Source organism: Nonomuraea sp. NPDC050451, assembly GCF_044458585.1.
Genome location: NZ_JBITHZ010000001.1, coordinates 1,215,696 through 1,234,323 on the forward strand (window position 1 = coordinate 1,215,696; position 18,628 = coordinate 1,234,323).

Genomic DNA, 18,628 nt, shown 5'->3' on the forward strand with positions numbered 1-18,628 from the left:
GAGCCGCAGAGATTGCCCCCGGAGCCCTCGGGTAGGCCCGGCTTGCGGATACCGCCGCCCGGATTTGGCCGCCGTCGACAAGGAGCACGAGGCAGATGACCTTCAACCCGTTGCGGGAGCGGGGTATCCCGCTGGACAAGCAGTTGCGGAACTGGCGCGAGCTGAACGTGACTCCGATCGACCCCGACCACGCCGATCCGTACACCCGATGCCGGATCATCACGATGAACGGGATCGAGACCGAGGCGATCTTCTTCAGCCACCAGCTCGCCCGCCACTGCCCCGACCTCGAGCTCAAACAGCAGCTGGCGCGGGTGCGCTACATCGAGGCGCAGCAGCAAAAAGCGGTCAACTGGCTGCTGCCCGGCCTGGCCTCGGTCCTGGAGACCACCCTGGCCTACGAGCAGGTCGCCGTGGACCTGACCGCCTGGGTCGCCCGGATGGAGCCGGACAAATACCTGAAGCAGGCCTACCAGTTCGGCGTCCTGGAAGACTTCGACCACCTCTACCGGTACGCGAACCTGTACGAGATGATCGAACACCGCAAGGCCGAGAAGATCGTCGACGCGCTCACCGAGGTCATGCCCGGCCGCCCCACCTACCTGCACCACCGCGACCCGGTGGACAACGTGCGCGAGCCCTACGACCGCACCAACACCGCCCCCATCAGCAAGCTGCACGCGCTCACCATCATGGCCGCCGAGCAGCAGACCATGAACTTCTACATGAACGTCGGCCCCATGTACATGGAGCCGATCGCCCGACAGCTGTATCAGGAGATCGGCCTCATCGAGGAGGAACACGTCACCCACTACGAGTCGCTCGTCGATCCGGGCGAGAACTGGTGGGAGATGCTGCTCAACCACGAGTACAACGAGTGCTACCTGTACCACTCGTTCATGCAGACCGAGTCCGACCCCAAGGTGAAGAACATCTGGGAGCTGCACCTGAACATGGAGCTGGAGCACCTGCGGCTGGCCGCCGAGCTGTTCAAGAAGCACGACGGCCGCGACCCGGAGCAGGTGTGCGCCCCCGAGCTGCCCGCCCCGGTCACCTTCGAGCCGAACAAGGCCTACCTGCGCGAGCTGATCGCCACCCAGATCGACTACACCACCCTGGGGACCGGCTACGTCCAGGAGGCCCACGAACGCTTCGAGAAGATGCAGGACGCGCTCATGGGCGGCGACAAGGCGCCGTCCGAGCTGGTCATCGAGGACAACCGGGCCAAGTCCGGCCAGGAGTACCGCCTGCAGACCGAAGGCGAGCACCCCGTCCGCAGCCTCGCCTTCCACCGCTGAGGAGGCTTCAGCATGGGTCACCACCACACCCCCTGCACGCCTGGTCCGGCGCGGCAGCTCTTCGAGATCACCGCCCTGGACGCGGCGGACGAGCGGTGGCACACCATCGGGTGGGGGATCGACCAGGCGCAGGCCGAGACCGTCGCGCAGGACTGCGTCACCCGCCCGGTCTCCCCCTACCGGGCGGCCCGCATCCGCCACGACGGCCGCCTCATCGCCGAGCACCACCGCCTCGCTCGATGAAGGCGCTGCCGCCCCCGCGCGTGGCGGTGCCGGTGATGTACCACCGTTGGGCGCACATGACGTTCCTGCACTGGCGATACCCTGCCCAGGCGGTGCGGGAGCTGGTGCCGCACGCGCTCACGGTCGAGACCTTCGACGGGTCGGCATGGGTGGGGCTGACTCCGTTCCTCATGACCGACGTACGCGTGCCGGGCCTTCCCGCGCTTCCGTGGTTGTCCAGCTTTCCCGAGACCAACTGCCGCACCTATGTGCGCGACCCGCGGGGCCGCTCGGGCATCTGGTTCCTGTCGCTGGACGCGGGAAGGCTCGCGGCCGCTCTCGGCGGCCGTACCGGGTACTGGCTTCCGTACCACTGGTCGGACATGTCCGTACGGGCCGACGACGGCCGCCGTCGATACCGCTGCCGCAGACGGTGGCCGGGGCCGCAAGGGACGCGCTGCGACGCGGAGCTGGAAGCGGGCGCCCCACTGACCGGGAGCGACGAGCTCGCGCACTTCCTGACCGCCCGCTACCGCCTGTTCACCATGGTGGCGGGACGGCTGGCCGCGGCCGACGTGGAACACCCTGCCTGGCCGCTGCAGCACACGGAGCTGATCAGCCTCGACCAGGACATGCTCCGAGCCGCAGGCCTCCCCGACCCCGTCGACGCCCCAGTCCTCCACGCCTCACCCGGTGTCGACGTGCGCGTGGGGATGTGGACCTGGTGATCCTCTGATGACGTAGGCACGCCGCCTGCCGACTCACCTCCTGGCCGAGGTCATCGACCCGGATGATGCCGTGTGAGCAATCTGACATGCCCGAGTCAGTGGCATGGATCCCATAATGATCATGCCTGTAACGATCTTCATGCCCGGAGACGAATGTGCAAAAATCGGCATTAACCCTGGTCTCGGCCGCCGTGCTCGCTTTAGCCGGCACCGGGGTCGCGGTCATAGCGCAACCGACCCCCGCCGCCGCTGCCCGTAAAGAAGTGCAATGCACCGGAACGGACGACGCCGCGACCATCAACAACGCCATCAGCGCCTCGAAGGCGGGCGACGAGATCGTGATCCTGGGGCGCTCGGTGACGGCGGACGAGCCGGCCGTGTGCGTCATCAACAAGACCATCGTGCTGCGCGGAGATCGTACGTATCGCGGTGACTCGCGTACCGGCCTGCGGATCAAGCAGGCGGACGGGGCAAACCTGCCCGCCTTGCTGGCCTCGGACACGTGGGACGCGAACCAGGCCTACTCGGGCAACCCCATTCGCGTCGAGCGGCTCACCCTGGACGGCAACCGCGCCAAGAACACCACCGGGACCGTCGGCCTGATGCTGCGCTCCTGGGGCAGCAGGATCTCCGACATCCAGATCGAGGAGACCTCCTCGGACGCCGTCCGCCTCAGCAACCCGTCGAAGAACGGGACGACCATCGACGCCGACGACAACACGATGGTGAACGGGGTGATCAGCGACGTCTACATCACCGGCTCAGGCGGCGCGGGCGTCAAGGTGCTCGACCCGTCGGGCGGCGTGATCACCGACTGGACGTTCACCCGCTCATGGGTGCGCGACAGCGGCACCAGCGCCGTCGAATCGGACAACGCCGCCGGCTGGCTGCTCAGCGACCTGCACCTGTACGGCAACGCGAACAGCGCCCTCGACCTCAACCGCTGCTTCGGCACTTCGATCCAGGGCAACTACATCGAGGACTTCGGCTACAAGGACACCACGGAACAGGCGTGGTTGTACGGCATCCGCTGCGTCCTGCAGCCGGGGGCGACCACGACGATCGCCAACAACAAGATCCACAACTTCCGTGACGGGGACAAGACGCCGCCGACGGGCCCCTATTACTTCTCCATCGCCCTGGACGGGGTGACCTCGGGCGACGGGAACGCGGTGGTCACCGGCAACGCCATCCTGGGCAACGGCACCGCCGACCAGACAGGTCTGCACTACGAGAAGAAGAGCGGCGCTTCGCTGACCGTCACCTCCACCGGCAACCTCGTCAAGAACGTGCCCAAGCCCCTCGTCAAGGTGCCGGATGACGCCACGGTCCAGGTGGGCGCGGGCCTCTGACCGCCTCGGCGGGTCAGGAACTCTTCCGCCCGGCCGGGCCGCTGAGCTGGGCATGGGCGGCCGATCGGCTGCGTTCCCGGTACTCGGTGGGCGTCAGCCCGACCAGCGTACGGAAGCGGCGGGCGAAGTACGTCGGGTCGTCCCAGCCGACGGCCGCGCCGACCCGGGCGGTCGGCAGGGTCGAGTGTGCCAGCAACGTGGCGGCGCGCTCGGCCCGCAGCCGGGCCAGGAAGCCGAGCGGCGTCAGCCCGACGTACCGCCTGAACAGCCGTCCGAGATAGGCGGGATCCAGGTTGACGGTCCGGGCGAGATCGTCCAGCCGCCACGGGTCGGCGGGCGCTGCCTCGAGTCGGGCGATGACGGCGGCGACCGCGGGGTGGACGGTGGACTCGAGCGGCTGCCGTCCGGGGTCGCGGCCGTCGGCCAGGACGCCGAGCACGGTGACCAGCCGGCCCAGCACCCGGCCCGGACGGCTCCGATCGGCTGCGAGGTCCCGTTCGAGCAGGCCGATCTCCGCGATGGCCTCTTCGGCGGCGGCCGGATCGACGGCCGTGACCGCCACGCCGTGCGTGCCGGATGCCACCGGATCGGTCCACAGCATCCGGCGCAGCATCGGGATGTCGTACAGCGCCGCCAGTTCGCCCCGCAGCGCCTGGGCGGACAGGCAGAAGTTCGCCACGGTCAGGTCGGCGCAGCCGCGGAACCCGTGCCAGGCACCGGGGCGGAGCACGATGACCTGCCCGCGCCGCAGCGGCTGCTCGCCCTGGCTGGTCACGTGCCGGCCGTGACCGGTCCCGATCACGGCGATCTCGAGGAAGTCGTGCGCGTGCGGCTCGACGTCGGGGTTCAGGTGGTTGACGCCTGCCATGACCGGGCCCCCGGCGAACAGCGCGTGCTCGTGCAGCATGGCAGGCATGTCGGGATCGTACGACTAATCGCCGGGATCGGCCTAGCCCGTGACGGCACGCCTCGACGAGGCTTGCGGTATCCCAACGGCAAGAATCCTGGAGGTCAGCGATGGCAACGACCACGACCGAGCAGTCCATCAGCGACGTCGGCGCCGATGGCCGGGTGCCGGACGAACTGGTGGCGGCGTACCGCGAACACGGTTTCGTCCGAGTACGAGGCGTGCTCGAGCCCGACCAGGTCGAGCGGTTCCGGGCCGGCGCCGAGGCGTTCCTGGAGGCGCATCGCGCGGAGAGCCTGGAGAAGCAGGGCACCTTCAGCCAGCTGGTCAACGTCTGGCAGCGCGACCGGACGCTGCGGGAGCTCACGTTCGACGCGCGGATCGGCCGGATCGCCGAACAGCTCGCCGGGTTCTCGCTGCGGCTCTGGCACGACCAGATGCTGGTCAAGGAGCCGCACAACAACGCCGCCACGGAGTTCCACCAGGATCGTCCGTACTGGCCGCACACGGGCGACCGGCTCCCGCTGTCGGTGTGGATAGCGCTGGTCGACGTCCCTCCGGAGCGGGGCTGCATGACGTTCCTGCCGGGCACCCAGGATCGCGCCGGCCTGCGCCCGCAGGACCTCCACGAAGAGGAAGACCTGTTCGAGGCGGACCCGTCCCTGCGCTGGATCCCCCGCGTCACCGTGCCGCTCCGCGCCGGCGACTGCACCTTCCACAGCGGCTACACCGGCCACATGGCGCTGCCCAACCGCACCGACCAGGCCCGGCTCGCGCACGTCACCATCTACATGGACGAGGCGACCCGCTACAGCGGGGCCGAGCACGTCGTGACCGACCCACTCGGACTCACCGCGGGCGACCGGTTGGACGGCGACACCTTCCCCCGCCCCTGGGCCTAGCCGACCGGCGTACAGCGGCCCTCCGGGAAATCAGGAGGGCCGCCCCGCTCGGTACGGTGCCCGGGATTGCGCTTTGGTCGCCGGGCGTCACACTGGTCGTCATGATGCGATCTTGCGCGGTCATGGTCCTCCTGGGGCTGGTGGCCGGTGCCGCACTGATCTCCTTCATCGTGTGGCCGGGCTGGGCGACGGTGCTGCCGCTCGCCGCGATCATCGGCCTGGGCTGGCTCCTGCCATCGATCTGGAAGCGGCGGGGCATCCGCAAGCTCGCCGCCACGGCCGACTCCCTGCGGGCCCGCTCCCAGGCCGACCGCGAGCGCTACCTGCCCCAGCTGACCATCGCCCTGGACCAGCATGCCAAGGCCCTGCTCGGCATGGGCCGGGTCGAACAGGCACTGAAGGTGAGCGCCGAACGGATCGAGCATCATCGCAGCCTGCTGGACGGTGACCCCGACCGCCGCCGCGAGCATCTCGACGACTTCGCCGAGGCACTTGACGCTCACCGGGGTATGCTCCAGCTGGCCGAACGGCCGCAGGAGGCGCTTGAGGTGAACGCCGAGGCTCTGCGGATCCGCAGGGAGGGCCTCGGCGAGTGGCGGGGCGGCCCCGACCACGAGCGTGACGTGGCTCTGACGCTGGCCACCCGGGCAAGCCTGCTCAGTGTCGCCGAGCGGCACGACGAGGCCCTGGCGGCGAGCCAGGAGGCCCTGACGGCGTTGCGTACGATCAGCGCGCGCGACGACTACCGCTACCTGCCCGCCCTGGCCGGCGTCCTGGACATCCGCGCCACCTGCGAACTTGCCGCCGGTCGAGAGCAGGACGCACTCGCGGACGCCCAGGAGGCGGTCGAGTGCTGCGAGCGGCTGATCAACGTGTACCGCGGTGAGTATCTTCAACTCCTGGCCCGCGTTACCGGCACCCACGCGAAGATTCTTTGCCGGACGGATCCTGACGAGGCGATCTCCGGCAGTGTGCGGATGGTTCAGGTGACACGGTCAGCGGCCAGGCAGGACGCCCTGTCCTACACTCCGGCGCTGCTCTCGGCGCTCACGGCACACGCGCAAGTGCTGAGCGCCGCCGGCCGGACGCGCGACGGCCGCCGCGTCGCGCGCAAGGCGATCTCCCTGTCCCGCCGCGCGGTTCCAGAGCTGCTCGTTCAGACGCGACAGCAGCTGGCCGGCCTGCTCCGCAACGGAAGTGCCTCCTGACCCCGAGACGATCGACGTCGAGTCAGGCGGCAAGAGCGATCGACAGGCTCGCTCCGGTCTGCGCCTGGCCGCCGGTGGAGTGGCGGGGAGTCTCCCGCCGCAACGCACCGCACCGATACCCAGCAGGCAACCGCCACTGAGAGCGATCGCACACCGGAGCGCGGACCGCGCCGGAGGACGTCGAACTGGACGGCCGCATCAGGGCCGGCGAGACCGTCACGCCGGCAGTGCAGGCCGCCGACCGCGACCCGGAGAAGTACCGCATCGCGAGCCCGGCGAGGGGCTTGCGGCAGAGGGGCCGTCGCGATGTCAGGCGCGGCGGATCGTGATGTCGCCGTCGTGGCTGCGGGCGCGGATCTCGACCGCCTCGTCGAACCCTTCCGGGCTCTCGCGGGCGTCGAGGGAGTTGAGCAACCTGCCGTTGGCCGTGCTCACGTCGAGGAACGCCGCGGTGCCCTGCCGGATGCCGACCTCGAGGTCGCCGGTCGTGCTCGTCAGGACGACCGAGCCGCGCGCGACCTCGCCGATCCGCACGCTGCCGTGCACGTTCTTCGCCTCGACGCCGCCGTGGGCGCGCCCGACCTGCATGTCGCCGTTGGTGCCGATCAGCCGCAGGTCGCCCGTCACCTCGCCGATGTAGCACTCCCCGTCGTCGTTCCTGATCGACGCGGGACCGTCCACCTCCTGGATCCTGATCTCGCCGGACGCGGTGGAGACCTCGGCCCGGCCGGTGGCGCTCTCGACGGCGATCTCGCCGCTGTCGCTGGTCAGCTGGATCGCGCCGGCCTGGTCGAGCCGGATGTCGCCGTGGTCGGTCCGCAGCCGGCAGTCTCCCAACCGGCCCGTGCAGTGGAACTCGCCCGCTATCGTCGAGCTCTGTACGTGCGAGCCCGACGGCAGCTCGATCGTCACGCGGACCGACTCCCCCCAGTCGCCGAACAGGCCGGCCAGCGCCGACAGGCCCCAGCCCTGGCGCCGCGCCCCTGCTCCGGCGCCCGCATGACGGGACTGGACGGACTCCTGGTGTGCGCCTTTGACGACCAGCTTGCCGGCCGCGTAGCCGATCTGGACCGCGGCCGCCCCGTCCTCGCCGTCGCCCGGCCGCGCGTCCACCACCGTGGTGGTGCGGTCGCTCGCGATGATCATTACCTCGGCGCCGGGCAGGTCGATGCTGACCGAGATCGGGTCGGGTGTGTCGAATGTCGGCATGAAGCCCTCCTCGTGGTTGTGTGCGTGCGGGCCTCAGCCGACCCAGCCGGTGTAGCTGCGCCCGCTCGCCGAGCCGCGCCCCGCCGGCCGGCGGCCGCCGGACTCCACCGTGGCTGCGACGGCGCGGACCAGCCAGGTGTTGACCGACAGGCCCTCCCGGCGGGCGGCCTCCTCGACCTGGACCTTCAGGTGCTCGGGGAGCCGAAGGCTGATGCGGGCGGTGCCGCCGTCCTGGGCGCCCGGCGGGTCCGCGGGCTGGACCTCCGCACCGGACGGCCCGCCGTCGTCGAGGGCGTCGGACGAGTGCCCCGCCGGGGAACGCGTCAGGACGAAGTCGGGATCGCCGCGGCGCAGGCGGACCTCCACCGAACCGGGTGCCAGCTCGCGCGTGATCTCGTCGGCGGCCGCCGACAGGACCTCCAGCAGGATGAGCCGGACGGATGACTCGAGCGGTGAGAGCAGTCGCTCGGCGAGGGCGCGCGCGTGCTCGCCCCCTGCTTCCGCGGCGACCGCGAGGTCCCTGTGGAGCCTGTCGACGTACGGCTTGAGATCCATGGCGTCATTATGACGCCAAAATGACGCCAGCGCCAGGTGTCACCCGGCCGCGGCGCGCAGGCGGCTTTTCTGGATCTTGTTCGAGCCGGTGCGGGGCAGGTCGTCCACGACGTCGAGGTACACGGGGAGCTTGTACTTGGCCAGCCGCCCCGCCAGGAACGCCCGCAGCTCGCCGATGGTCAGCTCGCCCCCGGGTACGATGATCACGAATGCCCGGCCGACCTCCCCCCACGTGGCGTCCGGCACGCCGATCACCGCGACCTCGGCGACCGCGGGGTGCTCGTAGACGGCCGCCTCGACCTCGGCCGGGTAGACGTTCTCGCCGCCGGAGATGTACATGTCCTTGACCCGGTCGACGATGTGGAAGTGCCCGTCGGGGTCCACGTACGCGATGTCGCCGGAGTGGAACCACCGGCCCTCGGAGAAGGCCCGCGCGGTGGCGGCGGGGTCGTCCCAGTAGCCGGGGGTCACGTTCGGGCCCTGGATGATCACTTCGCCGGGTTCGCCAGGGGCGGTGTCGGTCAGATCGGGGCGGACACAGCGGACATTGGTGAAGAAGACCGGGACCCCGGCGGATCCGGCCTTGCGTTCGCTCTCGCCCGCCTCCAGGAACGTGGCGCCCGGCGCGGTCTCGGTGAGGCCGTAACCCTGGCAGAAGGTCAGGCCGCGTTCCTGGTAGGCATGGATCAGCGCGGGCGGGACCGCCGCGCCGCCCGCCATCAGGCAGCGTACGGACGACAGGTCGGCGCCCGCCCACCGGGGCGACCGCGCCAGCGCGGCGAACATCGTGGTCACGCCGAACATCCAGGTGACGCGGTGCTCGGCGATGAGGTCGAAGCAGGCGTCCACGCTCCAGGACGGCATGATGACCGAGCATCCGCCCTTGAGGAACGTGGGCAGCAGGCACTGGTTGAGCGCCGCCACGTGGAACAGCGGCGCGCTGACCAGCGTCACCTCGTCGGCGGCGACGTCCACCCCGACCAGGAGGTTGTAGCAGTTCCAGATCAGGTTGCCGTGCGTCAGCGTGGCGCCCTTGGGCCGGCCCGTGGTGCCGGAGGTGTACAGGACGCAGGCCACGTCGTCCAGGCCGACCGGCACGTCGACGGGCGTGGGGTCGCCGGCGGCGAGCCAGCCCTCGTAGTCGGGGCCCAGCGCCACCACCGTGCGTACGGCCTGCCCAAAGGCGTGTTCGGGGGCGTGGACGAGCACCGTCGCCCCGCTGTGGGCCAGCAGGTAGTCGATCTCCGGCGCGGCGAGCCGGAAGTTCAGCGGCACGAAGATGCCGCCGAGCATGTGCGTGGCGAACATCGTCTCCACGAACGCCGGGTGGTTCTGCCCCAGGTAGGCGACCCGGTCTCCCTTGCGCACCCCGGCCGCGCGCAGCTGACCGGCCAGCCGGGTGGCGCGGTCGAACACCTCCGCGTACGTCGTCGCGCGGCCGCGGAAGACGAAGGCAGTGCGGTCCGGCGACATCGCGGCCCGCCTGGCCGGCCACCCGCCGAGCCCTGCGTTCAACACCGTCCCGTCACCTCAGGCGTAGTGGCGGTAGACGGCGCGGGCGACGCAGGCGGGCTTGCCGACGCCGTCGATCTCGACGGTGAAGTCGCAGAGCATCTGCACGCCGTCGCCGGGCACGTCCTCGACCTCGGTGACCTTCGCGGCCAGGCGGACCTTGGCGCCGACGCGTACCGGGCTGGGGAAGCGGACCTTCTCCAGCCCGTAGTTGATGCTCATCTTCACGCCCTGGATGTCGAGCACCTCGTTGAACAGCGGGATGACCAGGGCCAGGGTGAGATAGCCGTGGGCGATGGTGCCGCCGAAGGGGCCGTCCTGCGCCCGCCGGGTGTCCACGTGGATCCATTGGTGGTCGTTCGTGGCGTCCGCGAAGGTGTTCACCCGCTCCTGGGTGATCTCCAGCCAGGCGCTGTGGCCCAGGTCGCGGCCGGCCAGGGCCTTGATCTCCGCGAGTCCGTTCACCGTGGTCATGAGGTCTCCTTGTCGAGGCCGAGCAGGCGGGCGGCGTTGTCCTTGAGGATCTTGGGGCGGACCTCGGGCTTGATGTCGAGCTTGGCGAAGTCGGCCAGCCAGCGGTCCGGGGTGATGACGGGGTAGTCGGAGCCGAAGAGCACCTTGTCCTGGAGCAGGCTGTTGGCGTACCGGACGAGCTGGGGCGGGAAGTACTTCGGCGACCATCCGGACAGGTCGATGTGGACGTACGGCTTGTGCGTGGCGACGGCGAGCGCCTCGTCCTGCCAGGGGAAGGACGGGTGGGCCAGGATGACGCGCAGCTCAGGGAAGTCCACGGCCACGTCGTCGACCAGCATCGGGTTGGAGTACTTGAGCCGGATGCCGCCCCCGCCGGGCACGCCCGCGCCGATGCCGGTCTGCCCGGTGTGGAAGAGGGCGGGCACGCCGAGCTCCTCGATGACCTCGTACAGGGGGTAGGCCATCGGGTCGTTCGGGGCGAACCCCTGGATGCTGGGGTGGAACTTGAAGCCGCGCACCCCGTGCCGCTCCACCAGGCGGCGGGCCTCCCGCGCCCCCGCCCTGCCCTTGTGCGGGTCGACGCTGGCGAAGGGGATCAGCACGTCGGCGTGTTCGGCGCAGCTCTCGGCGATCTCCTCGTTGGCGATGCGCGGGTGGCCGGTGGCGTGCTCGGCGTCCACGGTGAACACCACCGCGGCCATCTTCCGTTCCCGGTAGTAGGCGGCCATCTGCGGGACGGTGGGGCGCTCGTGCGAGCCGAAGTACTCCTCGGACGCGCCGAACAACGCCGGGCTCAGCGAGCCGTGGCCGTCCTTGGAGATCTCGGCATGGGTGTGGACGTCGATCGCGACCAGCTCGTCGAGGTTCACCGTCAGGCTCCCTTGGGGGCGGGGATGCCGTAGGTCTCGGGCTCGGCGCCGACGCCCGTGTGCCACTGCCCGGCGATCGCCTCGGCGCTCCAGCCGCCGTCGGCGTACGCCACCGCCTTCTCCTTCGGGTGCGCCCACAGGGCCAGCCGGTCCCCGCCGACGCCGATCGCCTGCCCGGTGACGCCCTTGGAGGCGTCCGAGGCCAGGTACGTGATCAGCCCGGTCACATCCTCGACCGTGCCCAGCCCCTCGTCCCTGCGCAGCCAGCCGGGCAGCGGCTCCCCGGTGCGCTCGGACTCGGCGATGACCGGCGCGAACGCCGGGATGGTCTTGGTCATCTCGGTGGCCGCCACCGGGATCACCGCGTTGACCGTGATGTCGGCCTTGGCCAGCTCCATCGCCCAGGTCCGGGCCATCGCGACGATGCCGGCCTTGGCCGCGGCGTAGTTGGTCTGGCCGAAGTTGCCGCGCTGGCCGGCCGGCGAGCCGACGAGGATCAGCCGCCCGCCCGTGCCCTGCTCGCGCATCCGCACCGCCGCCGCGCGGGCGCAGGTGAACGTGCCCCGCAGGTGCACGTTGACGACGTCGTCGAAGTCCTCGTCGGACATCTTCCACAGCACCCGGTCGCGCAGGATGCCCGCGTTCGTGATCAGCACGTCGAGGTGCCCGAGCTCCCGTACGCTCGCCTCGATCAGGTGGTCGGCCGCCGCCGTGCCGCCGACCGCGGCGGCCACGCCGACGGCCCGGCCGCCCGCCGAGGTGATCTTCGCCACCGCGGCGTCCACCGCCTCCTGGTCGACGTCGTTCACCACCACCGCGGCGCCCGCCGCGGCCAGGGCTTCGGCGTAGGCCAGGCCGAGGCCGCGCCCGCTGCCGGTGACGATCGCCACTTTGCCGGTCAGATCCATGCGGAACACCTCTCAGAACGTGATCACGGGTTTGATCGCCTTGCCCGCGGCCATGTCCTGCGCGGCGCGATCGATGTCGTCGAACGGGTAGTGGCTGATCAGCTTCCGCACCGGCAGCCGGCCGGCGCGGACGAGCCGGACCAGGGCGGGAATGACGGCCCGGGTCTCGGCGTCGCCGAGGGTCAGGCCGGTCACGCGCCTGCCCGGCAGCATGGCGTTGACGTCCAGGGCCAGCTCGGTGCCGAACGGCGGCGCGCCGACCAGGACGAGCGTGCCGCGGGCGGCGAGCGCGTCGGCGCCCTTGCGGGCCACGGCGACGCTGCCGGTGGTCTCCACGATGCCGTCGGCGCCTCCGCCGGACAGCTCCATGACGGCCTCGGCGACGTCGGCCCGGCTCGCGTCCACGGTGTGGGTGGCGCCGAGCTCGCGGGCCAGCTCCAGGCGTTCGGAGATCCTGTCGACGGCGATGATGGCCGTCGCGGGACTCAGCGCCGCCGCCATCACGGCCGACAGCCCGACCGAACCGGCGCCGAGGACGACCACGGTGTCCCCGAGCCGGGGACGGAGCACGTTCCAGACGGCTCCCACGCCGGTCAGCACGCCGCAGCCCAGCGGCGCGACCGTCTCCAGCGGCACCTCGGGATCGACCTTGACCAGGCTGCGCTCGTCCACCAGCGCCCGCCGCGCGAAGGACGACTGCCCGAAGAAGTGACCGCCGATCGGCGCGCCGGCGCGGGTGATGGTGCTGCTGCCGTCGGCCCGCCGGCCACCGATGAGGTTCAGCGGCAGCCAGGAGGCGCAGTAGGCCGGGTGGCCGCCGCGGCAGTTGGCGCAGGCGCCGCAGGAGGTGAAGGACAGGACGACGTGGTCGCCCGGCGCGACCGCCGTGACCGCCGGGCCGACCGCCTCGACGACCCCCGCGCCCTCGTGGCCCAGCACGCCGGGCAGGGGGAACGGCAGCCCGCCCGAGGCCACCGACAGGTCGGTGTGGCACAGGCCGGCGGCGACCATGCGGACGACGGCCTCGTCGTGGCGCGGCTCGTCGAGCTCGACGTCGGTGAGGGTGAAGGGCGCCGCGCCTGACTCGACGACGGCCGCCGTGGTCGTGACCATGATGAACTCCTCAGCCGAGGGAGACGACGACGGACTTGGTCCTGGTGTACGAGGCCAGCGCCTCCGGGCCGGACTCGCGGCCGAACCCGGAGTCCTTCACCCCGCCGAAGGGCACCGCCGGGTCGAGCATCGCCCAGTCGTTCACCCAGACGATGCCCGCCTGGAGCCTGGCCGCGACGCGGTGCGCACGGGCGACGTCGCCGGTCTGGATGCCCGCCGCCAGGCCGTAGCGGATGCCGTTGGCCAGCGCGATCGCCTCGTCCTCCGAGTCGAACGGCTGGACGGTGAGGACGGGACCGAAGATCTCCTCCCGCACGGCCCGCGAGTCGTCCGGCAGGTCGGCGATGACGGTCGGTCTGTAGTAGTAGCCGCCGTTCAGGTCGAGCCGTTCGCCGCCGCACACGACGCGGCCGCCCTCCTGCCGGGCCAGCGCGACGTACTCCTCGACCTTCTTCAGGTGCCGGTCGGCGGCCATCGGCCCGACGACCGTCGCGGGATCGCGCGGATCGCCCACCGGGACCCCCGGGACGGCCTGGGCCAGGATCCCGACGATCGTGTCATGGAGCGGCCGGGCCACCAGCAGTCGCGGCCCGGCCATGCAGAACTGGCCGGTGTTGAACACGAAGCCCTTGATGATCGCGCCGATCGCCTTCTCCACGTCGGCGTCCTCGAACACGATGTGCGCGGCGTTGCCGCCGAGCTCCATCGTGACCGGCTTGAGCGCCTCGCCCGCCACGGCGGCGGCGTGCCGGCCGACGGCGGTCGACCCGGTGAAGGCGACCTTGTCGATGCCCGGGTGCCGGAGCAGCGCCTCGCCGGCCACCGGCCCCGTGCCGGTGACGACGTTGACCACGCCGTCCGGTACGCCCGCCGCCTGGAACAGCTCCGCCATGAACAGGGCGGTGAGCGGCGTGTCGTCTGCGGGCTTGTGCACCACGGTGTTCCCGGCCGCCAGCGCGGGGGCGAGCTTCGTGCTGGACAGGATCAGCGGGAAGTTGAACGGGGTGATCGCGGCGACCACGCCCACGGGCTCGCGGCGGGTGTAGGCGAAGGCGTTCATGGGCGTGGCGCGGGTGGCGCCGTCGAGGGTCTGCGCCAGCCCGGCGTAGAACTCGTAGTGCTCGATCGCGGTCTGCACGTCCACGGGGCCGCACAGGGCGACGGGCTTGCCGACGTCGAGGCTCTCCAGCCGGGCGAGCTCGCCGGCGTTCTCCCGCATGAGGTCGGCGATCTTGTTGAGCATCCGGGACCGCTCCCGCGCGCTCGTCGTGCTCCAGGTGCCGTGGTCGAACGCCTCGCGGGCGGCCGTCACGGCCGCGTCGACGTCGGTCTCGTCCGCCGCGGCCACGGTGCCGGCCACCCGGCCGGTGGACGGGTCGATCACGTCGGTCCGGCCGCCCTTGGCCGCCTCGCGCCACTGGCCGCCGATGAACAGCCGGCCTTCCTCGAACTCGGGATCGCTCATGGTCGCGCTTCTCTCTCACGGATTCCGCCCATGGCGGGGCCTCGGAGTGGCCTCGGCCACACGGCAGAAAACCGGGTACGCCGAGGACAAGCCGCCTTCGATTGACAGGAAACCTGTCGATGGGCAGTCTTGTTGCCAACAGGTTTCCTGTCAATGGCCTAGCCTGGATCTCCCCGATGACGACTCAGGAGCAGGTGGATGACCGCAACGGCGGAACAGCAGGCGGGAGCGGCCGCGGACAAGGCGCCGCCGTCGCTGCTCTACATGGTCAAACAGGTGGAGCTCGTCGTCCGCTCACGCCTCGACGAGCTGGTGCGGCCGGCCGGCATCACCGTGACGCAGTACACCGCGCTCACCGTGCTGGAGCGGCACGACGGGCTGTCGGCCGCCCAGCTGGCCCGCGACTCGTTCGTCACCGCCCAGTCCGTGGCCGACCTGGTGCGCGCCCTGGAGGAGCGCGGGCTCATCCGGCGCGAGCGCAACCCGGCCAACCGCCGCGAGCTGCACATCCTCCTCACCGACGCGGGGCGCGAACTCCTGGCCCGCCTCGCCGGGCCCGTACGCTCGCTCGAGGAGCTCATGATCGCCGACCTGTCCTCGCGGCAGGTGGGCCAGCTCCGCCACGCCCTCTCCAAGGCGTGGCGGGCTCTCCTGTGAAGCTCTTCGGCGATGGTGTCAACCGTAGGTCGGACATGAAAGACAGACCTCAGGTGGACGCGGCGGGATGGGTGTTTCCCCAACAATGGCCGGGTGACGTTGGGGATGTCGTTGCCAGAGATCGTTGTGGTGCTGGGCACCGTGCTGCTGGTGGTCGCACATCGGCTTCCGTCCCGTGCCCGCCGGCCGGTCGCGATCGGCGCGGCGGCGGTTGTGCTGCTCTCCGCGACGGCGCTGGTCCTGGCCGGGGTGCGCTGGCAGTTCGTGCCGGTTCTCGCGGGCGCCGCCATCCTGCTGCCGGTCAGCTTGCCCGTGCTGCTGGGCCGGCCCGCGTGGCGGGTTCCGTGGTGGCTGGCGTTGCCGGGCTGGGCGGTGTGCGCCGGCCTCGTCGCCGCGGGGCCGGTGGCCTCGTGGGCGTTTCCGGTGCCCGTCTTCCCCGAGCCGTCGGGCCGGTTCCCGGTCGGCACCCTCGTGCTGGAGTGGACCGATCCGGGCCGTCCGGAGCCCGCGACGCCCGACCCGGATGACCGGCGCACGGTGGTCGTCCAGTTCTGGTACCCGGCGCAGGGGAGTGCCGCGGGCGCCGCGCGGTCCGTGTACCTCGGACGCACGGAGCGGGAGGCGCGCGTCGTCTCCGGCGCCGCGGCGGACTACCTCGGGGCGCCCGCGTTCCTGCTCGACGGCGCCTCGACCGCGCGCACCCGCTCGGTGCCGGGTGCCGCCGTGGCCGGCGGACGGTTCCCCGTGGTGCTGTTCTCGCCGGGGCTCGGGGGAGTGCGCACCCAGAACACCGCCTGGGCGGAAGAGCTTGCCAGTCTCGGCTACGTCGTGGTGGCCCTCGACCATCCGTACGACTCCGCCGCCGTCGTGCTCGCCGACGGCCGGACGGTCCGCACCCGGGTCGCCGCGACCGGCGACGATCGTGAGGACGAGCGGCGGGCGGCCGGCTGGACGGCGGTCCGCGCCGACGACCTCGGCTTCGTCCTGACCCAGCTGGGCCGTCTTGACCGAGGTGAGATCGCGGGTCCGTTGACCGGTCGCCTCGACACCGCTCGGGCCGCGGTGACCGGCCACTCGATCGGCGGGGCCGCCGCGTTGCGGGCGGCCCGTCAGGACTCCCGGTTCGCGGCGGTCATCGACCTGGACGGCGCTCCCCACGACCCCGAGCCGCGGCCCTTCCGCCAGCCGGTGCTCGCGCTCACCCACCCGGTGGACCCGGCGGACAACCCGACCTACATTCCTCGCCTCACGCAGGTGCTCGAGCTCAGCACCGCCACGAGTTACCGGCTCACCGTCCCCGGGACGGCGCATCTGACGTTCACGGACGCGCCGCTCTACCTTCCGCCCGTGCCCGCGCTGGCCGGGTCGCTGGGGCGTACCGAGGGGCTGCGCATCACGGCTGCCACCAGCGCCGCGTTCCTCGACGCGACCTTAGGCGGCAAGCCGGGCGACCTCGCCGCGCGGCTGTCGCCGTACGGCGACCTCACCGTCCACCACGCGGACAGCGAGGTACGATCCGGCGGGTGAACGGGAAGCGCTGGACCGACTACCTCTACGAGCGCCACCCGCCGGCCCGGCTGCACGCGTGGGCGCGCGAGCTGGTCTACTTCCGGTTCTGCCGCGCGTACGGCGGACACGCCAACGACGGCGACCAACTGCTGGCCGGCCTGCGCGTCGAGACGCAGGACGACCTCGTGCGGACGCTGTCGGCGCTCGGCGTGCCCGTGACGCGGCTCGGCCCCGGCCACCCGCGGCCGGTTCCCGGCGTCGCCTACACCGCGGCCGAGTTCGCCCGCTTCCCGGTCGCCATGCCGCGCTTCCCGGGGGTCGGGCAGCCGGGGCACGTGGAGATCGCCGGGCAGCGTGCCCATGTCTGGTCGCACGGGGATCGGCTGGACATCAGCGTGGCGGACGCCGTCGACCCCTACAGCGTCACCGAGGCCGCGGTCGCTTCGGCCAAGGCGATCGAGGCGCTGCTGGCACCGATCACGGGCCAGGTCGTGGACCCGCCGCAGGACGACAGGAACTGCGTCTGCCCGCGCTACTACCCGGACCTCTGGCCCAATCGGCGGGGGTGACGCAACGGCGATCCGAGGCGCGCCGTCGGGCCGGTCGGTTGGCGGTCTGCGTCGTGATGTGGGGCCGGCGGTCCGGGGTGCGCTGTCGGGCCGGTTGGCTGGCGGTCCGGGGTGCGCTGTTGGGGGGTCAGCTGGCGATGCGGGTTGTGCTCGGGCGTTCGTGGAAGGTTCGGCGGTAGGCGGTGGGGGAGACGCCGACGATCCGGGCGAAGTGTGCTCGCAGGCTGGCCGGGCCGCCGAAGCCGCAGCTGTCGGCGATCCATCCGATCGGCCGGTCGCTGGTCTCCAGGAACTGCTGGGCCCGGCGTACCCGCTGCTGCAGCAGCCAGCGCAACGGCGACATCCCGAGCGCCTCGGCGAACCGGCGTTCGACGGTGCGCACGCTGACATTGGCCTGGGCGGCCAGGTCGGCGATGGACAGCGGCAGATGCAGGTGCTCGGTCGCCCAGTCCAGCAGGGCGGCCAGCCAGTCGTCGCGGACCACGGGCGAGGCGGGGCGGTGGTACTGGGCCTGCCCGCCGTCCCGGTGCGGCGGGGTGACGAGGCGGCGGGCCAGCTCGGCGGCCACCGCGGCGCCGTGGTCGACCCGTACGACATGCAGGCAGGCGTCGATGCCGGCCACCGTCCCCGCGGAGGTGATGACGTTGGCGTCCTCCACGTAGAGCACGGATGGGTCGACTCGGACGGCGGGATAGCGGCGGCTCAGCTCCTCGGCGTGCAGCCAGTGCGTGGTGGCCCGGCGCCCGTCGAGCACCCCGGCGGCGGCCAGGACGAAGGCGCCGGAACAGATGGACAGGATCCGGATCCCGCGCCCGTACGCCTCCCGGACGACGTCCACCAGCTCCGCCGGCGGGTCGTCGTGCACGTTCGTGCAGGCCGGGATGACGAGAGTGTCGGCCGAGTCCAGATCCCACCCGCCACTAACCGGGGCGAGGGTGAATCCGGGGCTCAGCCGCACCGGCGCGTCCCCGACCGGGACCGCCGCGAACTGGTACCACGGATCGGCCAGGTGCGGTCGGTCGACGCCGAAGACCTGGCACGGGACGGCTGCTTCGAAGATCGGCATGTCGTCGGTGACGGCCATGACGACGCGATGGGCGCGCATGTCGCGAATCTAGCGCAGGTTGACGTACGCGACGGTGGCTCCCGGCGGCCCCGCTCAGCATGATCG

Annotated in this window: 19 protein-coding genes; 9 read left to right on the forward strand and 10 right to left on the reverse strand. The window is 71.5% G+C overall.

Going from position 1 to position 18,628, the window contains the following annotated elements; translation table 11 throughout:
- Positions 1 to 95 precede the first annotated feature (95 nt).
- The 4 genes from ACIBI9_RS05645 to ACIBI9_RS05660 all read left to right on the forward strand — a co-directional run bounded on the left by ACIBI9_RS05645 (position 96) and on the right by ACIBI9_RS05660 (position 3,600).
- Entirely contained in the window at positions 96 to 1,298 is a 1,203-nt protein-coding gene (locus ACIBI9_RS05645; RefSeq protein WP_397220731.1) for a hypothetical protein, read from the forward strand.
- Positions 1,299 to 1,310: 12 nt separating this feature from the next.
- A complete protein-coding gene (locus tag ACIBI9_RS05650; RefSeq protein ID WP_397220732.1) occupies positions 1,311 to 1,541 on the forward strand; it encodes a hypothetical protein in 231 nt (76 codons plus the stop codon).
- Complete coding sequence (locus tag ACIBI9_RS05655) at positions 1,538 to 2,248, forward strand: YqjF family protein (protein ID WP_397220733.1); 711 nt, start codon at positions 1,538 to 1,540, stop codon at positions 2,246 to 2,248. The genes ACIBI9_RS05650 and ACIBI9_RS05655 overlap by 4 nt, the downstream gene beginning before the upstream one ends.
- 263 nt (positions 2,249 to 2,511) lie before the next feature.
- Positions 2,512 to 3,600: a right-handed parallel beta-helix repeat-containing protein gene (locus ACIBI9_RS05660; RefSeq protein ID WP_397220734.1), complete on the forward strand. Its 1,089-nt coding sequence runs from the start codon at positions 2,512 to 2,514 to the stop codon at positions 3,598 to 3,600.
- Between the two features lie 13 nt (positions 3,601 to 3,613).
- Here ACIBI9_RS05660 and ACIBI9_RS05665 read toward each other — a convergent pair whose 3' ends face one another.
- Positions 3,614 to 4,516 carry an AraC family transcriptional regulator gene (locus ACIBI9_RS05665; RefSeq protein WP_397220735.1) on the reverse strand — a complete coding sequence of 301 codons (903 nt, stop codon included), beginning with the start codon at positions 4,514 to 4,516 and terminating at the stop codon, positions 3,614 to 3,616.
- A 101-nt stretch (positions 4,517 to 4,617) separates the two neighbouring features.
- Here ACIBI9_RS05665 and ACIBI9_RS05670 point away from each other — a divergent pair, with 101 nt between their 5' ends.
- Both ACIBI9_RS05670 and ACIBI9_RS05675 read left to right on the forward strand, forming a co-directional pair.
- A complete protein-coding gene (locus ACIBI9_RS05670; protein ID WP_397220736.1) occupies positions 4,618 to 5,409 on the forward strand; it encodes a phytanoyl-CoA dioxygenase family protein in 792 nt (263 codons plus the stop codon).
- Between the two features lie 101 nt (positions 5,410 to 5,510).
- Positions 5,511 to 6,617 carry a hypothetical protein gene (locus tag ACIBI9_RS05675; RefSeq protein ID WP_397220737.1) on the forward strand — a complete coding sequence of 369 codons (1,107 nt, stop codon included), beginning with the start codon at positions 5,511 to 5,513 and terminating at the stop codon, positions 6,615 to 6,617.
- 309 nt (positions 6,618 to 6,926) lie between these two features.
- Here the strand turns inward: ACIBI9_RS05675 and ACIBI9_RS05680 are convergent, their stop codons facing one another.
- The 8 genes from ACIBI9_RS05680 to ACIBI9_RS05715 are packed head-to-tail and all read right to left on the reverse strand — an operon-like array spanning position 6,927 to position 14,722.
- A complete protein-coding gene (locus ACIBI9_RS05680) occupies positions 6,927 to 7,826 on the reverse strand; it encodes a DUF4097 family beta strand repeat-containing protein (protein WP_397220738.1) in 900 nt (299 codons plus the stop codon).
- A 33-nt stretch (positions 7,827 to 7,859) separates the two neighbouring features.
- Positions 7,860 to 8,381: a hypothetical protein gene (locus ACIBI9_RS05685; protein ID WP_397220739.1), complete on the reverse strand. Its 522-nt coding sequence runs from the start codon at positions 8,379 to 8,381 to the stop codon at positions 7,860 to 7,862.
- A 39-nt stretch (positions 8,382 to 8,420) separates the two neighbouring features.
- Positions 8,421 to 9,899: a long-chain fatty acid--CoA ligase gene (locus ACIBI9_RS05690; protein ID WP_397220740.1), complete on the reverse strand. Its 1,479-nt coding sequence runs from the start codon at positions 9,897 to 9,899 to the stop codon at positions 8,421 to 8,423.
- 12 nt (positions 9,900 to 9,911) lie between these two features.
- Positions 9,912 to 10,367, reverse strand: a complete 456-nt coding sequence (locus ACIBI9_RS05695; RefSeq protein WP_397220741.1) for a MaoC family dehydratase — start codon at positions 10,365 to 10,367, stop codon at positions 9,912 to 9,914.
- Positions 10,364 to 11,236: an amidohydrolase family protein gene (locus ACIBI9_RS05700; RefSeq protein WP_397220742.1), complete on the reverse strand. Its 873-nt coding sequence runs from the start codon at positions 11,234 to 11,236 to the stop codon at positions 10,364 to 10,366. The genes ACIBI9_RS05695 and ACIBI9_RS05700 overlap by 4 nt, the downstream gene beginning before the upstream one ends.
- 2 nt (positions 11,237 to 11,238) lie before the next feature.
- Positions 11,239 to 12,144, reverse strand: a complete 906-nt coding sequence (locus ACIBI9_RS05705; protein ID WP_397220743.1) for an SDR family oxidoreductase — start codon at positions 12,142 to 12,144, stop codon at positions 11,239 to 11,241.
- A gap of 12 nt (positions 12,145 to 12,156) precedes the next feature.
- A complete protein-coding gene (locus ACIBI9_RS05710) occupies positions 12,157 to 13,257 on the reverse strand; it encodes an NAD(P)-dependent alcohol dehydrogenase (RefSeq protein ID WP_397220744.1) in 1,101 nt (366 codons plus the stop codon).
- Between the two features lie 10 nt (positions 13,258 to 13,267).
- The gene (locus ACIBI9_RS05715) at positions 13,268 to 14,722 is read right to left on the reverse strand and encodes an aldehyde dehydrogenase family protein (RefSeq protein WP_397220745.1); all 1,455 of its coding nucleotides are present in this window, start codon (positions 14,720 to 14,722) and stop codon (positions 13,268 to 13,270) included.
- Between the two features lie 198 nt (positions 14,723 to 14,920).
- Here ACIBI9_RS05715 and ACIBI9_RS05720 point away from each other — a divergent pair, with 198 nt between their 5' ends.
- The 3 genes from ACIBI9_RS05720 (at position 14,921) to ACIBI9_RS05730 (ending at position 17,457) form a co-directional block, all read left to right on the forward strand.
- A complete protein-coding gene (locus tag ACIBI9_RS05720; protein WP_397220746.1) occupies positions 14,921 to 15,379 on the forward strand; it encodes a MarR family winged helix-turn-helix transcriptional regulator in 459 nt (152 codons plus the stop codon).
- 111 nt (positions 15,380 to 15,490) lie between these two features.
- A complete protein-coding gene (locus ACIBI9_RS05725) occupies positions 15,491 to 16,906 on the forward strand; it encodes an alpha/beta hydrolase family protein (protein WP_397220747.1) in 1,416 nt (471 codons plus the stop codon).
- The gene (locus tag ACIBI9_RS05730) at positions 16,903 to 17,457 is read left to right on the forward strand and encodes a hypothetical protein (RefSeq protein ID WP_397220748.1); all 555 of its coding nucleotides are present in this window, start codon (positions 16,903 to 16,905) and stop codon (positions 17,455 to 17,457) included. Before ACIBI9_RS05725 ends, ACIBI9_RS05730 begins: the two co-directional genes overlap by 4 nt.
- A gap of 127 nt (positions 17,458 to 17,584) precedes the next feature.
- On the opposite strand, the gene ACIBI9_RS05735 is transcribed toward ACIBI9_RS05730, so the two are convergent.
- Positions 17,585 to 18,562, reverse strand: coding sequence for a helix-turn-helix domain-containing protein (locus ACIBI9_RS05735; protein WP_397220749.1), 978 nt, complete (start codon positions 18,560 to 18,562; stop codon positions 17,585 to 17,587).
- Positions 18,563 to 18,628 lie beyond the last annotated feature (66 nt).

Excerpts from the sequence above, each read along its gene's own strand:
- ACIBI9_RS05645 (WP_397220731.1), top strand. The coding sequence starts at position 96 with ATGACCTTCAACCCGTTGCGGGAGCGGGGTATCCCGCTGGACAAGCAG.
- ACIBI9_RS05665 (WP_397220735.1), bottom strand. The coding sequence starts at position 4,516 with ATGCCTGCCATGCTGCACGAGCACGCGCTGTTCGCCGGGGGCCCGGTC.
- ACIBI9_RS05695 (WP_397220741.1), bottom strand. The coding sequence starts at position 10,367 with ATGACCACGGTGAACGGACTCGCGGAGATCAAGGCCCTGGCCGGCCGC.
- ACIBI9_RS05685 (WP_397220739.1), bottom strand. The coding sequence starts at position 8,381 with ATGGATCTCAAGCCGTACGTCGACAGGCTCCACAGGGACCTCGCGGTC.
- ACIBI9_RS05715 (WP_397220745.1), bottom strand. The coding sequence starts at position 14,722 with ATGAGCGATCCCGAGTTCGAGGAAGGCCGGCTGTTCATCGGCGGCCAG.
- ACIBI9_RS05710 (WP_397220744.1), bottom strand. The coding sequence starts at position 13,257 with ATGGTCACGACCACGGCGGCCGTCGTCGAGTCAGGCGCGGCGCCCTTC.
- ACIBI9_RS05655 (WP_397220733.1), top strand. The coding sequence starts at position 1,538 with ATGAAGGCGCTGCCGCCCCCGCGCGTGGCGGTGCCGGTGATGTACCAC.
- ACIBI9_RS05720 (WP_397220746.1), top strand. The coding sequence starts at position 14,921 with ATGACCGCAACGGCGGAACAGCAGGCGGGAGCGGCCGCGGACAAGGCG.
- ACIBI9_RS05680 (WP_397220738.1), bottom strand. The coding sequence starts at position 7,826 with ATGCCGACATTCGACACACCCGACCCGATCTCGGTCAGCATCGACCTG.
- ACIBI9_RS05670 (WP_397220736.1), top strand. The coding sequence starts at position 4,618 with ATGGCAACGACCACGACCGAGCAGTCCATCAGCGACGTCGGCGCCGAT.
- ACIBI9_RS05735 (WP_397220749.1), bottom strand. The coding sequence starts at position 18,562 with ATGCGCGCCCATCGCGTCGTCATGGCCGTCACCGACGACATGCCGATC.
- ACIBI9_RS05650 (WP_397220732.1), top strand. The coding sequence starts at position 1,311 with ATGGGTCACCACCACACCCCCTGCACGCCTGGTCCGGCGCGGCAGCTC.
- ACIBI9_RS05675 (WP_397220737.1), top strand. The coding sequence starts at position 5,511 with ATGATGCGATCTTGCGCGGTCATGGTCCTCCTGGGGCTGGTGGCCGGT.
- ACIBI9_RS05705 (WP_397220743.1), bottom strand. The coding sequence starts at position 12,144 with ATGGATCTGACCGGCAAAGTGGCGATCGTCACCGGCAGCGGGCGCGGC.